The following is a 14,241-nucleotide window of genomic DNA, read 5'->3' on the forward strand; positions in this document are numbered from 1 at the left end:
TTAGAAAGAAGCGCTTCCGCAACCAAGTCGAAAAGCGTCAAAAGAGTCGAAAAAACCCCGGAATTCCGGGGTTTTTTCATGAAAAAGCCGGGCGCTGAGGCCCGGCTCTCTCTTGTGCATTGCAACTTTAGCACGATCTAATGAGCTACCAACTTGCCGGCGTCGTCTCCGGCATCCACCGCAGCCGGCGCATTGGCTGGCTCGACCCAGTCGATCGGCTCCGGCATACGCACCAGCGCATGACGCAAGACTTCACCGACCCGCGCGACCGGAACGATCTCCATACCGTTCTTCACGTTGTCCGGAATCTCCGCCAGGTCCTTGGCGTTGTCTTCCGGGATCAGCACCTTCTTGATGCCGCCGCGCAGTGCTGCAAGCAGCTTCTCCTTGAGCCCGCCGATCGGCAGCACCCTGCCGCGCAGCGTGATCTCGCCGGTCATCGCCACGTCGGCCCTGACCGGGATGCCGGTCAGCACCGAGACGATCGCCGTCGCCATCGCCACACCCGCCGACGGTCCGTCCTTGGGCGTTGCGCCCTCGGGCACGTGGACGTGGATGTCGCGCTTGTCGAACAGCGGCGGCTCGACGCCGAAATCGAGAGCCCGCGAGCGGACGTAGGAGGCCGCCGCCGAGATCGATTCCTTCATCACGTCGCGCAGATTGCCGGTCACCGTCATACGGCCCTTGCCGGGCATCATGACGCCTTCGATCGTCAGCAGCTCGCCGCCGACTTCCGTCCAGGCGAGCCCGGTGACAACGCCGACCTGATCGTCGGCCTCGACCTGACCGAAGCGGAAGCGCGGAACACCAAGGTAGTCGGCGAGATTGTCCGCCGTGATGTCGACCGTCTTCTTCTTCGTCTTCAGGATCTCGGTCACCGCCTTGCGGCCGAGCTTCATCAGTTCGCGCTCCAGGCTCCTGACGCCCGCTTCACGGGTGTAGGTCTGGATGATGCCGCGGATCGCGTCCTCGCCGACGGAGAATTCCTGCGGCTGCAGCGCGTGATCGCGGATCACCTTCGGCATCAGGTGGCGCTTGGCGATCTCGATCTTCTCGTCCTCGGTGTAGCCGGCGATACGGATGATCTCCATGCGGTCCATCAATGGCGCAGGGATGTTCAACGTGTTCGCCGTCGTCACGAACATCACGCTCGACAGGTCGTATTCGACCTCGAGATAGTGGTCCATGAACGTCGAGTTCTGCTCGGGATCGAGCACCTCGAGCAACGCCGACGACGGATCGCCGCGGAAATCCTGGCCCATCTTGTCGATCTCGTCGAGCAGGAAGAGCGGGTTGGACTTCTTCGCCTTCTTCATCGACTGGATGACCTTGCCGGGCATCGAGCCGATATAGGTGCGCCGGTGACCGCGGATCTCGGCCTCATCGCGCACGCCGCCTAGCGCCATGCGGATGAACTCGCGGCCGGTCGCCTTGGCGATCGACTTGCCGAGCGAGGTCTTGCCGACGCCGGGAGGTCCGACGAGGCACAGGATCGGCCCCTTCAGCTTCTTCTGGCGGCTCTGCACGGCGAGATATTCGACGATGCGGTCCTTGACCTTGTCGAGGCCGAAATGGTCGGTGTCGAGCACGTTCTGCGCGAAGCCCAGATCCTGCTTGACCTTGGAGTTCTTGCCCCACGGTATCGACAGGATCCAGTCGAGATAGTTGCGCACGACGGTCGATTCAGCCGACATCGGCGACATCGTCCGCAGCTTCTTCAGTTCGGCTTCCGCCTTTTCGCGGGCCTCCTTGGAGAGTTTGGTCTTCTTGATGCGCGCCTCGATCTCGGCGACCTCGTCGCGGCCGTCCTCGCCCTCGCCGAGCTCCTTCTGGATCGCCTTCATCTGCTCGTTGAGGTAGTATTCGCGCTGGGTCTTCTCCATCTGGCGCTTGACGCGCGAACGGATGCGCTTCTCGACCTGCAGGACGGAGATTTCGGCTTCCATGAAGCCCATCGCCTTTTCCAGCCGCTCCTTGACCGAAAGCGTGGCCAGCATCTCCTGCTTCTCGGGGATCTTGATGGCAAGATGCGAGGCAACCGTATCGGCGAGCTTGGAATAGTCGTCGATCTGGCTGGCGGCACCCACCACTTCGGGCGAGATCTTCTTGTTCAGCTTGACGTAGTTCTCGAAGTCGGTGACGACGGATCGGGCCAGCGCCTCGACCTCGACCTCTTCCTCATCCGGTTCGACCAGCGACGCGGCGCGGGCCTCGTGGAAGTCGGGACGGTCGGTGAACGAAACGATTTTCGCGCGCGAGGCGCCTTCGACCAGCACCTTAACGGTGCCGTCCGGCAGCTTCAGCAACTGCAGCACGTTGGCGAGCGTGCCGATGTCGAAGATCGCATCGGACTCGGGATCGTCATCGGCGGCATTCATCTGGGTCGCAAGCAGGATCTGCTTTTCCTGACCCATCACCTCTTCCAGCGCCTTGATCGACTTTTCACGCCCAACGAAGAGCGGAACGATCATGTGCGGGAACACCACGATGTCGCGCAGTGGGAGGACTGCGAAGACGCCGTCGCTGGGAGCCTTGGATGTTTTGGCCATTGTCCAACCTTTCATGTCGCGGCCGCCAATCGGCCAACCGCGAATCTCATATTAACGACCGGGGATGGTTCCGCCTACCACCGTTTGTGACGGGAGTTTTACAGCACAGAATTCGGCGCCACGGCCTTCCTCCGTTAGTTGGAGGCACGCGAGGCAAAGATCAAGGGTCGACACGAAACCGTTCATCCAATCCGTCACAAACCGTTCATCAAAAGTCGGCCCGTTCATCAAAAGTCGGCCCGTTCATCACAAGTCGGCCCGTCTAAACAACAAACGGCGCCTCGCGGCGCCATTTGAAGAACTCCACTAAAGAGGGTACGTCAGGCGCTGACGTTGCCCTTCTTTTCCTTCTGCTCGGAATAGATGTAGAGCGGCCTGGCGTTGCCGGACACCACCTCTTCCGAAATAACCACTTCGCGCACGCCTTCCAGCGCCGGCAGCTCGAACATCGTGTCGAGCAGGATCGCTTCCATGATCGAGCGCAGGCCGCGCGCGCCGGTCTTGCGCTCGATGGCGCGCTTGGCGATGGCCGACAGCGCATTCTCGTGGAAGGTGAGGTCGACATTCTCCATCTCGAACAGCCGCTGATACTGCTTGACCAGCGCGTTCTTCGGCTCGGTCAGGATCTGGATCAGCGCCGGCTCGTCGAGGTCCTCCAGCGTTGCCAGGACCGGCAGACGGCCGACGAACTCGGGAATGAGGCCGAACTTCAACAGATCTTCAGGCTCGACCAGACGGAAAACGTCGCCGGTGCGGCGATCCTCGGGCGACGCGACGGTGGCGCCGAAGCCGATCGAGGTCTTGCGGCCGCGATCCGAGATGATTTTGTCCAGCCCGGCGAAGGCGCCGCCGCAGATGAACAGGATGTTGGCGGTGTCGACCTGCAGGAACTCCTGCTGCGGATGTTTCCTGCCGCCCTGCGGCGGCACGGAAGCGACCGTGCCTTCCATGATCTTCAACAGCGCCTGCTGGACGCCCTCGCCCGACACATCACGGGTGATCGAGGGATTGTCCGACTTGCGCGAAATCTTGTCGATCTCGTCGATGTAGACGATGCCGCGCTGGGCGCGCTCGACATTGTAGTCGGCCGACTGCAACAGCTTCAGGATGATGTTCTCGACATCCTCGCCGACATAGCCGGCCTCGGTCAGAGTCGTCGCGTCGGCCATGGTGAACGGCACGTCGATGATGCGGGCAAGCGTCTGCGCAAGCAGAGTCTTGCCGCAACCGGTCGGGCCGATCAGCAAGATGTTGGACTTCGCCAGCTCGACGTCGTTGTTCTTGCCGGCATGCGCGAGGCGCTTGTAGTGGTTGTGGACGGCCACCGACAGCACGCGCTTTGCGTACGGCTGGCCGATGACGTAATCGTCGAGAACCTTGAGGATCTCCTGCGGGGTCGGCACGCCCTCGCGTGACTTCACCATCGAGGTCTTGTTCTCCTCGCGGATGATGTCCATGCAGAGCTCGACACATTCGTCGCAGATGAACACCGTCGGGCCGGCGATCAGCTTGCGCACTTCGTGCTGGCTTTTGCCGCAAAACGAGCAATAAAGCGTGTTCTTGGAATCACCGCCGCTGTTGCCGACCTTGCTCATTTTCATGTCCTTTCATAGCCGCCCGCCGATGGTCTGGTTGAAAGGGCGCATATCTCAATCTATCGCGGGAAATCGCTGCCGCCAGTAGTCCGGCTCCCGCAACGCATTCCATACGAAACACATATCAGAAAACGTCGCAATGATTCGCACCAACCCCGCACAAAGCTAAGCCGTCGAAAATCAACATAGGCTTAACGTAGGCAATCGCTCCCGTCGAGGGAACAGCCAATTGTGGCCGAAATGCCGCAAGCGGCATCAAAAGCGTATTTTCCCCACTATCCAACTGCCACCGAGGCTTATGTGGCAAGACCCTCGATCGGCTCACGCGACGAAATGACCTTGTCGATGAGGCCGAAATCCTTGGCCTCGTCGGCGGTCATGAAGTGGTCACGGTCGAGCGTCTTTTCAATCTCGTCGTAGCTCTTGCCGGTGTGCTTGACATAGACCTCGTTGAGACGGCGCTTGAGCTTGATGATGTCCTGGGCGTGACGTTCGATGTCGGAAGCCTGGCCCTGGAAGCCACCGGAAGGCTGGTGGACCATGATGCGAGCGTTCGGCGTGGCGAAGCGCATGCCCTTCTCGCCTGCGGTGAGAAGCAGCGAGCCCATCGAGGCAGCCTGGCCGATGCACAGCGTCGCCACCGCCGGCTTGATAAACTGCATGGTGTCGTAGATCGCCATGCCCGAGGTGACGACGCCGCCGGGCGAATTGATGTAGAGGTTGATTTCCTTCTTCGGATTCTCCGCTTCGAGGAACAGGAGCTGCGCGCAGACCAGCGTCGCCATGCCGTCCTCGACAGGACCGGTGATGAAAATGATGCGCTCTTTCAGGAGCCGCGAGAAAATGTCGTAGGCCCGCTCGCCGCGATTGGTCTGCTCGACCACCATCGGAACGAGGTTCATGTAGGTTTCGACGGGGTTCTTCATGGATTATCCCTTATTGAGGATGGGATTCCGGCGCCGGGAGATTAGCAAGTCGGGCAGAATCGGTTCTGGATCATTAACCTGTAAATAGGATGTCGGCTCACCCTAGCGCAAGGCCGCCCCTCCTAGCCATCCGGTTAAGTCGAATCAAGCTTTCTGCACAGAATTCGCCCGATGCTGCGCCGGCTGCTCTTCAAGCGGTGTGGCTGCGCTGCCGAGTAGCACTTTCTTAACCGCGTCACTTAACAAAATATCGAAACTGCTTTCCCGCGATGCGGCTTCCCCTACAATTCAGCGTTGAGCTTGGACTGAAGGTTCAAACAGGGCCATGATCAGGAAAACTGCTTCCTCGGCCATCGCCAGCCTCGCCGTTCTCGGCATGGTGTCCGAAACGGCTGCCGGCGGACGCGCCGTCGAATGCTACGAGCAGATCAACCGGCCGGCCGTCTACGATACCGTTTATGAAAACGTGCTGGTCAGCCCCGGCGGTCAGGTGGTCGACTACGACCCACCGATTTATGGCACGGTTGAGCGCGTCGAGCAGATCGCACCCCGCCGCGTCACATACGAGGTCGTACCAGCCATCACCCGCACCGTTTACCACACGGTCAAGGTCGACGATGGCGGCTATGCGTGGGAATGGCGCGTCATCCACGGCCGCAAGGTGCTGTGCAAGGTCTGGCGCAAGGCCCGACACGCGCGTGTCGCCGAAACAATCGTCGTTGAACCCGAGCGCACCCGACGGGTTGTCCTCCCAGCCGAGTATGAGAGCGTTGCCCGAGAAGTGCTGGTGCGACCGGAGCGGCGGCGCATCACTGAGATCGCGCCGTCATACCAGAGGGTGGCGCGCCGGGTGATGGTGCTGGAAGGCTCGACCAGCTGGCGGCGGGTGCATATCCCAAAGCATTGCCGGTATTAGCTCAGGCCACCTCCGCCCTTAGCCATGTCTTCAAGCCCGCGATATCGCCATTGCCGACGGTCGCTGCGACACGCCTGCCGACCGCGGCGCCGAATTTGTAGCCGTGGCCGGAGCAGGCCGAGACGACAAGGCATTTGCCCTTCTCATGCGCCAGGAACTTTTCGTCGGCGGTGAAGGTATAGGCGCAGGTGACGACCTCGGTGACCTTGTATTCTTCGACACGGGCGATCGGCGGCGAAAACAGGTCGCGGATCGCCTCGCCCTCGCCGGCCACCGGCTGGCGGTTCCAGTCGGCATCGCTGGTCGGCACCCTGTGCAGGCCCGAGCCGAATTTCATGCCGGCGCCGCCGGACGGCGGGATCACGTAGCCGTCGACTGCGCCGCCGACATCGAGAATGACCGGGGCCGTCTGCCACGCCGCTTTCAGATCCGACGGCGGTTCGACATAGGCGAGCGCGGTGCGCCAGGTCTTCAGGTCGCCGCCCAGCTCCGGAAACAGTTTCAGCACCCAGGCGCCGGCGGCGATGACGATGCGGTCGGCCTGCATCGTCTCGCCGCTCTCAAGCACGAGTCGGCCAGCCTCGGCGTCGACCTCCACCACCTTGCTGTTCTCGTAGACATTGGCGCCGTTTCTCCGCAGCCATTCGGCGAGGTGGGAGGCAATCTTGCGACAATGCAGCGCACCACCCTCCGACGAAAAATACGCATAGCGGAACGAGCCGGGCTGCAGGAACCGCCAGCGTTTAGCCGCGGCGTCCGGCTCGAACAGTTCGATCGGGTAGTTCCCGGCTTCCATGCCCTCGCGGTATTCCTCGGCTTCGTCTCCCGGCTCGCGCGAAATGCAGATGAAGCCGCGCGGGTCGAGATGGCTTTCGCCGAGATCGGCCCACATCTCGTCCCAGGCCTCATAGGCTTCGGTGATCAGCCGGCCATAACCCGAGGCTGCGCCATAGGCGCGGCGGATGATGCGGTGATGGTCGCCCGACGCGGCAAGCGGATTGGGAATCGGTCCCTGCTCGACGATCGAGACCCGGTGCCCGGCCTTGACCAGCGACCAGGCCGTCGAAAGCCCCGCAATGCCTGCGCCAACCACGATTACATTCATCAAGTCAGTCTTTCCGCAGCCGCACCGGCTGGCTTAACGAGAAGAATTGCCGCGCCAACATACGGTCTGGCATCAAGCTGGCAAGCCGCGCTAATGATCCAGAATGACCGATTTGGTGCCACCAACTTACCTGGCCTTCGATCCAGCCACACGTCACGTGCGACTGGACCCGCACGAGCCGGCTTTCTTCCAGGACCCCTATGCGGCTTATGCCTTCATGCATGGCGCATCGAATGTCTTCTTCTGGGAAGAGTTCGGCTTCTGGTGCTTTGGCGGCTTCGATGACGTCCACCGGCTGCTGCGCGACCGCCGCTTCGGCCGCCAGAACCCGGCTGGCATCCCCGACAGCCAGGGCATCGGCCAGGACCGCACCCATCTCAGCGCCTTCCACGGCATCGAGGCCAATTCGATGCTGGAGCTGGAGCCGCCCGTTCACACCAGGCTCAGAACGCTGGTCAACCGCGCCTTCGTCTCGCGTCAGGTCGAGCGGCTCAGGCCACGCGTCGAGGCGCTCGCCAACGAGCTGATCGACCGTTTCGAGCCGGGCCAGGTCGACCTGCTGCCAGCCTTCGCATCGCCTTTGCCGATCACCATCATTGCCGAAATGCTCGGCGTGCCGGTCGAGATGGGGCCGCAACTGCTCGACTGGTCGCATCAGATGGTCGCCATGTACATGCACGGCCGCACACGCGAAACGGAAGAGACCGCCAATCGCGCAGCACATGATTTTTCGAATTTCCTGCGCGGCCATGTTGCCGAGCGGCGCAAAAACCCCGGCGACGACCTGTTGTCGCTGCTGATCTCGGCGCAAGATGATGGCCAAAAGCTCTCTGAGGACGAGCTGGTGTCCTCGGCCATCCTGCTGCTCAATGCCGGCCACGAGGCGACCGTCCACCAGACCGGCAATGCGGTGCGCGCGATTCTCGCGCAAGGCGGCGACCCGCGCCGCTTCTTCACCTCGTCACCGACGACCACCGCCACGGTAGAGGAATGCCTGCGCTTCGACGCGCCGCTGCACATGTTCACGCGTTATGCCTATGAAGAGATCGAGGTCGTTCCAGGCATTCTGGTGCGGCCGGGCGAGACGATCGGCCTGCTGCTCGGCATGGCCAATCATGATCCGGCTGCCTTTGCCGAACCCCTCACTTTCCGGCCGGATCGCGTCGACCAGAAGAACGTCTCGTTCGGCGCCGGCATTCATTTCTGCATCGGCGCGCCGCTCGCCCGGCTCGAATTGCAGCTATCGCTGAAAAGCTTGTTCGAGCGGCTACCGCGGCTGCATCTCGCCGAACAGCCGCGCTTCCGCGATACCTATCATTTCCACGGGCTGGAAAGGCTCGTCGTACACAGCGGACAATGATCAAAGCTTGATCACATACTCCTTGCGTGTTGTTTCAAGCACTTCCCAGCTTCCCTTAAAGCCAGGCCTGAGCACGAAACTGTCGCCGGCCCTGACGGTGCGCGCCTCGCCGCCCTCCTCTGATATTACCGAGACGCCGGAAAGAATGTGGCAGAACTCCCACTCGTCATACTCGATGCGCCATTTGCCTGGGGTCGCCTCCCAGATGCCGGCATAGAGGCCGCCGTCGAGTTCCTCGACACTCCAGGTGCGGAATTTTGGATCGCCTGAAATCAGCCGATCCGGCGCCGGCGTGCCAGGTTCCGGGTCGACGCTTTCAATATCGACGGAGAGGAATTTCGGCGCTGTCATGGAAACTCCTTCCAGCGGAGATCAAACTTTGGCGAGAGCCTGTTCCAAATCGGCGACGATGTCGTTGACATCCTCGATGCCGACCGAGAGCCGGACCGTATCTGGTCCAGCGCCGGCCGCGACCTTCTGTTCGTCGGACAGTTGCCGATGCGTGGTCGATGCCGGATGGATGACCAGCGACTTGGTGTCGCCGACATTGGCGAGGTGCGAGAACAGTTCGAGCGCCTCGACGAATTTGATGCCCGCCGCATAGCCGCCCTTCAGGCCGAAGGTGAACACCGCGCCGGCGCCAAGCGGCGAATACTTCTTCTGCAGCGCGTTGTTGTTGTCGCTGGGCAGGCCGGGATAGGACACCCAGGCGATCTTGGGGTGGTTGGACAGCCACGCGGCGACGGTGACCGCATTGTCGCAATGGCGCTGCATCCTGAGCGGCAGTGTTTCCAGGCCGGTCAGGATCAGGAATGCATTGAAGGGCGAGATCGCCGGGCCCATGTCGCGCAGGCCAAGCACGCGCGCGGCAATGGCGAAGGCGAAATTGCCGAAGGTCTCGTGCAGGACGAGGCCGCCATATTCGGGGCGCGGCTCCGACAGCATCGGATATTTGCCGGATTTCGACCAGTCGAAGGTGCCGCCGTCGACAATGGCGCCGCCGATGGAATTGCCGTGGCCGCCGATGAACTTGGTCAGCGAATGCACGACGATATCGGCGCCATGCTCGATCGGCCGCACCAGATAGGGCGAGGCCAGCGTGTTGTCGACGATTAGCGGCAGGCCATGTTTGCGGGCGATGTCGCCGATCTTTTCGATGTCGACGAAGACGCCGCCCGGATTGGCCAGGCTCTCGATGAAGATCGCCTTGGTCTTTTCGTCGATCTGGCTTTCGAAGGTCGAGATGTCATTGGTGTCGGCCCAGCGCACCTGCCAGCCGAAATTCTTGAATGCGTGGCCGAACTGGTTGATCGAGCCGCCGTAAAGCCTTGTCGCGGCAACGAAATTGTCGCCGGGTTGCATCAGATTGTGGAAGACCAGCACCTGCGCGGCATGGCCGGACGCCACCGCCAGCCCCGCCGTGCCGCCCTCGAGTGCCGCGATACGCTCTTCCAGCACCGCCTGCGTCGGGTTCATGATCCGGGTATAGATATTGCCGAAGGCCTTTAACCCGAACAGCGAGGCGGCATGGTCGGCATCATCGAAGACAAAGGAGGTCGTCTGGTAGATCGGCGTGGCACGCGCGCCGGTCGCCGGATCGGGCTTGGCGCCGGCATGGACGGCGAGCGTGTTGAAACCGGGCGTGCGGGTCATCGATTACCTCCCCTGAATGCTGAATGGTGAATGCTGAATGGTGAATGGTGAATGGTGAATGGTGAATGGTGAATGGTGAATGGTGAATGGGAAAGTCGGCCAGCCCCATCCTGATTGCAAGCGGCTCATATGCCGCTTTGCCCGCCTTCCAGAAAAATCCTTCTATTCACCATTCACCACCTACTTCTGGCGAACGCCAAAACTCTGGAATCCCGGCCGCATCAGCGGCTTCTTCGACGACAGCACGCCTGAGTTGACGCCGGTCCAGCCGATTTCACCCGACAGCTTGCCATATTCGATCTTGGGGCAGCGGTTCATCACCACTTTGATGCCGGCGGCCTCGGCCCGTGCGGCTGCCCCGTCATGGCGCACGCCAAGCTGCATCCAGATGACTTTCGGCAACGGATCGAGCCGCAAGACCTCATCGACGACGCCCGGCACCGCCGCCGAGCCGCGAAAAACGTCGACCATGTCGATCGGCTCGGGAACATCGGCGAGCCTGGCATAGGTCATCCGGCCAAGGATTTCCTTGCCGGCCTGGCCGGGGTTGATCGGGAACACCGAAAAGCCCTTGCCCAGCAGGTATTTCAGCACGAAGTAGCTCGGCCGCACATCGTTGGCGGACGCGCCGACCATGGCGATGGTCTTCACCGAATTGAGGATGCCGGCGATATAGGCATTGTCGTAGGCGTCGTGGTTCATGCCTCGTCCTCATACAGAGCTTCGGCGAGAAAACCATCCGGATCGTTGCAGAAACTGCGCATCATGCGGAAATGATCGGTATCGTGGAAAGCGGGGGAAAATGCGATCAGCCCGGCAGTGAGATGCTGCCGTCTTCCGCGATCGGAAAAGCCGGATTGTGCGCCACTTCCCAGACATGCCCTTCGGTGTCGGCGAAATAGCCATACCAGCCGCCCCAGAAGGCGCGGCCGGCCGGCTTGACGATGCGGCCGCCGGCCTTCACTGCCATCGTCAGCACGTCATCGACCTCCGCGTCGGAGCGGGTGTTGTAGGCGAGGTAGATCGCCGACGGCGCCGTGCCGAAGGTGATGCCTGAATCCGCTTCGGCGCTTTCGCGCGGAAACAGGCCGAGAATGACGCCGCCCATCTGGAAGAAGGCGACGCCGTCGGTGATCCCGGCATGGCGGGTCAGGCCCATCGCCTCGTAGAAGCGCGTGGCGCGCTCGAGATCGTCGACGGCGATGGTGATGATGGAGATGCGGGGTTCCATGTCTATTCGTCCGTCCATTCCGGCTTGCGCTTGCCGATGAAGGCGCCGATGCCCTCTTCCGCGTCGCGCGCCAGCATGTTGTCGACCATGACGCGGCCGGTATAGGCATAGGCGTCAGCCAATCCCATCTCGGCCTGCGCGTAAAAGGCTTCCTTGCCGGTCTTGACGACCAAAGACGATTTGGCGGCAATGGTTTGCGCATATTTGGTGACAATCTGATTCAGATATTCACGCGGCACGACGCGGTTGACCAGGCCGAATTCCTTGGCCGTCGCCGCATCGATGGTCTCGCCGGTCAAAAGCATCTCCATCGCATGCTTGCGCGAAACGTTGCGCGACAGCGCTACCATCGGCGTCGAGCAGAACAGGCCGATATTGACGCCGGGGGTGCAGAAGGTCGCCTCGTGCGAGGCGATCGCCAGATCGCAGCTCGCGACCAGTTGCGCCCCGGCCGCCGTCGCCAGCCCATCGACCTCGGCGATCACCGGCCTCGGATGGCGCACGATCGCCTGCATCAGTGCCGCGCAAGCGGAAAACGTCTCCTCGAAAAACGCCTTGCCGCGATCGGGATCGGTGCGGCGCGCGGTCATTTCCTTGAGGTCGTGTCCGGCGCAGAACACTTTTCCGGCTGCCGCCAGGACGATGACGCGGACGGATCTGTCTGATTTGGCGCGGTCGAGTTCCGCCGTCAACGCCGCCATGACCGCCAGCGACAGCGCATTGGCCGGGGGATTGGTGAGCGTGAGGCGGAGCACGCCCTTGTCCAGCCGCGTTATAACAGGAGCTTCGGCAACAGCCGGCTTGATGGCGACGATTTCAGCCATGTCTCCAACCTCTTCATTGGCCAGCGGATTCGCGGGCCATGGAACAAAAGAACTAGCACGCCGCCGATTGAAGAACAGGCTTAAGGCGTGTTTTCTCGGCGCGGCACTACAGGAAACCGCCTATGCCCGCCCAAAACAATCTCAAGCCGGTGCTGACTGCGGCGCAGGTCAATGCGCTGATGGAGACCGTCTACCCGCAGCTCAACGACCAATTCACCTTCTACGAGGCGATCGACGTGTTTGCGGGCGGCTGCACGGTGCGCCTGCACGCCGACGAGCGGCATTTGCGCCCCGGCGGAACCGTGTCGGGCCCGTCGCTGTTCACGCTGGCCGACATCGGCGGCTATGTCTGCGTGCTTTCGCATGCCGGGCCGGATGCGCTTTCGGTCACCACCAATCTCAACATCAATTTTCTCCGCAAGGCCGAGGCCGGACCGATCGACGGCCATTGCCGCATCCTGAAGCTGGGCAAGAGCCTGATGGTTTTCGATATCGACATCGTCGCCGGACCGGACGGACATACGGTAGCGCACGCCACAGGAACCTATTCGATCCCGCCGAGGCGGGTTTGATTATGTGGTAAAATAATACCTTTCGCTCAAGCCTTTGTTTTTACTGTGTTTTGCCTGCCCTGTTGGTTTTCACCAGCCTTGACGCGATAACCGCCCTCACCTATAAGCGCTCACGGAACAGCGGCCCGCAAAGGCCGCCCTTTTGTTATTGGCGGCGGGCGAGCGCTCTGCGTCAATCCAAGCAACAAGAAACGCCTTCCCTTGTCGATCGTGAATGGGGGAAGGTCCGAACCGAAAGCAACAATCCATGGCAACCTTTTCGCAGAAGCCTGCGGATGTGGTGAAGAAGTGGGTGCTGATCGACGCCGAGGGTCTCGTCGTCGGCCGTCTCGCCACTGTCATCGCCAATCATCTTCGCGGCAAGCACAAGCCCACTTTCACCCCGCATGTCGACGACGGCGACAACGTCATCGTCATCAATGCCGACAAGGTGGTGTTCACGGGCAAGAAATTCACCGACAAGGTCTATTACTGGCACACCGGCCACCCCGGCGGCATCAAGGAGCGCACCGCGCGCCAGCTGCTCGAGGGCCGTTTCCCCGAGCGTGTCGTTGAGAAGGCAGTCGAACGCATGATCCCGCGTGGTCCGCTCGGTCGTCGCCAGATGAAGAATCTCCGCGTCTATGCAGGCGCGGAACATCCGCATGTCGCCCAGCAGCCCGTCACGCTCGACGTGGCCAAGCTGAACGCCAAGAACAAGAAGGTTTCGTAAAATGGCTGAGCTTTCCTCGCTCGCAGAACTCGGAACTGCCACCGGCAACACCAACACGCAGCCGGCTGCACCCGTCCATGTCCAGAAGCTCGACAAGTCGGGCCGCGCCTATGCCACCGGCAAGCGCAAGAACGCCATCGCCCGTGTCTGGGTGAAGCCCGGCTCCGGCAAGATCGTCGTCAACGACAAGGTGTTCGCCGAATATTTCGCGCGCCCGGTCCTGCAGATGATCCTCAACCAGCCGATCATCGCCGCCAACCGCGCCGGCCAGTACGACATCGTCGCCACGGTCATCGGCGGCGGCCTTTCCGGCCAGGCCGGTGCGGTGCGTCACGGCATCTCCAAGGCGCTGACCTATTACGAGCCGGCGCTGCGCGGCGTGCTCAAAAAGGGCGGCTTCCTGACCCGCGACAGCCGCGTCGTCGAGCGCAAGAAGTACGGCAAGGCGAAGGCCCGCCGCTCGTTCCAGTTCTCGAAGCGCTAAGCACTGCGCAGCCTCTGACATTCGAAAAGGCCGCCTCCGGGCGGCCTTTTCTTTGGGCGATTCAAACCAAGTTTCAATGGTAGTGATCCTTCGCGCCCCCCTCTGTCCTGCCGGACATCTCCCCCACAAGGGGGGAGATCGGCGGCTTTGGCGCACCGCTCGCTCCTGCGACGGTGGCGGTTCGCGAAGGCGGTGGTGACGGCCAATCTCCCCCCCTTGAGGGCAGGGGAATCGCGTTTGAGTAGATGGGAAATTGCTTGCCAATTGACGGGTTGTGGATTCTTGGGAGGACTGCGTTATTGTGGAGCTCTCGA

At 61.7% G+C, this 14,241-nt stretch carries 14 protein-coding genes; 5 read left to right on the forward strand and 9 right to left on the reverse strand.

The annotated features are described in order from the left end of the window. Positions 1-137: 137 nt before the first annotated feature. The 3 genes from lon to clpP all read right to left on the reverse strand — a co-directional run bounded on the left by lon (position 138) and on the right by clpP (position 5,070). Complete coding sequence (gene lon / locus NMG80_RS11020; protein WP_254018100.1) at positions 138-2,549, reverse strand: endopeptidase La; 2,412 nt, start codon at positions 2,547-2,549, stop codon at positions 138-140. 320 nt (positions 2,550-2,869) lie between these two features. Next, positions 2,870-4,144, reverse strand: coding sequence for an ATP-dependent Clp protease ATP-binding subunit ClpX (gene clpX / locus NMG80_RS11025; RefSeq protein ID WP_027155315.1), 1,275 nt, complete (start codon positions 4,142-4,144; stop codon positions 2,870-2,872). Between the two features lie 296 nt (positions 4,145-4,440). Further along, on the reverse strand, positions 4,441-5,070 hold the full coding sequence (gene clpP / locus NMG80_RS11030) for an ATP-dependent Clp endopeptidase proteolytic subunit ClpP (protein ID WP_254018101.1): 630 nt from the start codon (positions 5,068-5,070) through the stop codon (positions 4,441-4,443). Positions 5,071-5,395: 325 nt separating this feature from the next. Here clpP and NMG80_RS11035 point away from each other — a divergent pair, with 325 nt between their 5' ends. Continuing rightward, a complete protein-coding gene (locus tag NMG80_RS11035; protein ID WP_254018102.1) occupies positions 5,396-5,986 on the forward strand; it encodes a hypothetical protein in 591 nt (196 codons plus the stop codon). Position 5,987: 1 nt separating this feature from the next. On the opposite strand, the gene NMG80_RS11040 is transcribed toward NMG80_RS11035, so the two are convergent. Then, on the reverse strand, positions 5,988-7,091 hold the full coding sequence (locus tag NMG80_RS11040; RefSeq protein ID WP_254018120.1) for an NAD(P)/FAD-dependent oxidoreductase: 1,104 nt from the start codon (positions 7,089-7,091) through the stop codon (positions 5,988-5,990). A gap of 103 nt (positions 7,092-7,194) precedes the next feature. Between NMG80_RS11040 and NMG80_RS11045 the strand changes: the two genes are divergently transcribed. Then, positions 7,195-8,451 carry a cytochrome P450 gene (locus tag NMG80_RS11045; protein WP_254018103.1) on the forward strand — a complete coding sequence of 419 codons (1,257 nt, stop codon included), beginning with the start codon at positions 7,195-7,197 and terminating at the stop codon, positions 8,449-8,451. On the opposite strand, the gene NMG80_RS11050 is transcribed toward NMG80_RS11045, so the two are convergent. The 5 genes from NMG80_RS11050 to NMG80_RS11070 form a co-directional block, all read right to left on the reverse strand. Beyond that, the gene (locus NMG80_RS11050) at positions 8,452-8,802 is read right to left on the reverse strand and encodes a cupin domain-containing protein (RefSeq protein WP_254018104.1); all 351 of its coding nucleotides are present in this window, start codon (positions 8,800-8,802) and stop codon (positions 8,452-8,454) included. 21 nt (positions 8,803-8,823) lie between these two features. Further along, a complete protein-coding gene (locus NMG80_RS11055; RefSeq protein ID WP_254018105.1) occupies positions 8,824-10,104 on the reverse strand; it encodes an O-acetylhomoserine aminocarboxypropyltransferase in 1,281 nt (426 codons plus the stop codon). Between the two features lie 180 nt (positions 10,105-10,284). Continuing rightward, a complete protein-coding gene (locus NMG80_RS11060; RefSeq protein ID WP_254018106.1) occupies positions 10,285-10,806 on the reverse strand; it encodes a CoA-binding protein in 522 nt (173 codons plus the stop codon). 106 nt (positions 10,807-10,912) lie between these two features. Beyond that, the gene (locus tag NMG80_RS11065) at positions 10,913-11,335 is read right to left on the reverse strand and encodes a VOC family protein (protein WP_254018107.1); all 423 of its coding nucleotides are present in this window, start codon (positions 11,333-11,335) and stop codon (positions 10,913-10,915) included. Between the two features lie 2 nt (positions 11,336-11,337). After that, positions 11,338-12,159 (reverse strand): enoyl-CoA hydratase, encoded by an 822-nt coding sequence (locus tag NMG80_RS11070; RefSeq protein ID WP_254018108.1) that lies wholly within the window; start codon positions 12,157-12,159, stop codon positions 11,338-11,340. A gap of 122 nt (positions 12,160-12,281) precedes the next feature. Between NMG80_RS11070 and NMG80_RS11075 the strand changes: the two genes are divergently transcribed. The 3 genes from NMG80_RS11075 to rpsI all read left to right on the forward strand — a co-directional run bounded on the left by NMG80_RS11075 (position 12,282) and on the right by rpsI (position 13,927). Then, a complete protein-coding gene (locus NMG80_RS11075) occupies positions 12,282-12,731 on the forward strand; it encodes a PaaI family thioesterase (protein WP_254018109.1) in 450 nt (149 codons plus the stop codon). Positions 12,732-12,978: 247 nt separating this feature from the next. Further along, positions 12,979-13,443 carry a 50S ribosomal protein L13 gene (gene rplM, locus NMG80_RS11080; protein WP_254018110.1) on the forward strand — a complete coding sequence of 155 codons (465 nt, stop codon included), beginning with the start codon at positions 12,979-12,981 and terminating at the stop codon, positions 13,441-13,443. A 1-nt stretch (position 13,444) separates the two neighbouring features. Further along, on the forward strand, positions 13,445-13,927 hold the full coding sequence (gene rpsI, locus NMG80_RS11085) for a 30S ribosomal protein S9 (RefSeq protein WP_027155304.1): 483 nt from the start codon (positions 13,445-13,447) through the stop codon (positions 13,925-13,927). Positions 13,928-14,241: the final 314 nt, after the last annotated feature.

This window comes from Mesorhizobium escarrei (assembly GCF_935825525.1).
In the GTDB taxonomy this organism is placed as follows: Bacteria; Pseudomonadota; Alphaproteobacteria; order Rhizobiales; family Rhizobiaceae; genus Mesorhizobium; species Mesorhizobium escarrei.

Excerpts from the sequence above, each read along its gene's own strand:
- lon (WP_254018100.1), bottom strand. The coding sequence starts at position 2,549 with ATGGCCAAAACATCCAAGGCTCCCAGCGACGGCGTCTTCGCAGTCCTC.
- clpX (WP_027155315.1), bottom strand. The coding sequence starts at position 4,144 with ATGAGCAAGGTCGGCAACAGCGGCGGTGATTCCAAGAACACGCTTTAT.
- clpP (WP_254018101.1), bottom strand. The coding sequence starts at position 5,070 with ATGAAGAACCCCGTCGAAACCTACATGAACCTCGTTCCGATGGTGGTC.
- NMG80_RS11035 (WP_254018102.1), top strand. The coding sequence starts at position 5,396 with ATGATCAGGAAAACTGCTTCCTCGGCCATCGCCAGCCTCGCCGTTCTC.
- NMG80_RS11040 (WP_254018120.1), bottom strand. The coding sequence starts at position 7,091 with ATGAATGTAATCGTGGTTGGCGCAGGCATTGCGGGGCTTTCGACGGCC.
- NMG80_RS11045 (WP_254018103.1), top strand. The coding sequence starts at position 7,195 with ATGACCGATTTGGTGCCACCAACTTACCTGGCCTTCGATCCAGCCACA.
- NMG80_RS11050 (WP_254018104.1), bottom strand. The coding sequence starts at position 8,802 with ATGACAGCGCCGAAATTCCTCTCCGTCGATATTGAAAGCGTCGACCCG.
- NMG80_RS11055 (WP_254018105.1), bottom strand. The coding sequence starts at position 10,104 with ATGACCCGCACGCCCGGTTTCAACACGCTCGCCGTCCATGCCGGCGCC.
- NMG80_RS11060 (WP_254018106.1), bottom strand. The coding sequence starts at position 10,806 with ATGAACCACGACGCCTACGACAATGCCTATATCGCCGGCATCCTCAAT.
- NMG80_RS11065 (WP_254018107.1), bottom strand. The coding sequence starts at position 11,335 with ATGGAACCCCGCATCTCCATCATCACCATCGCCGTCGACGATCTCGAG.
- NMG80_RS11070 (WP_254018108.1), bottom strand. The coding sequence starts at position 12,159 with ATGGCTGAAATCGTCGCCATCAAGCCGGCTGTTGCCGAAGCTCCTGTT.
- NMG80_RS11075 (WP_254018109.1), top strand. The coding sequence starts at position 12,282 with ATGCCCGCCCAAAACAATCTCAAGCCGGTGCTGACTGCGGCGCAGGTC.
- rplM (WP_254018110.1), top strand. The coding sequence starts at position 12,979 with ATGGCAACCTTTTCGCAGAAGCCTGCGGATGTGGTGAAGAAGTGGGTG.
- rpsI (WP_027155304.1), top strand. The coding sequence starts at position 13,445 with ATGGCTGAGCTTTCCTCGCTCGCAGAACTCGGAACTGCCACCGGCAAC.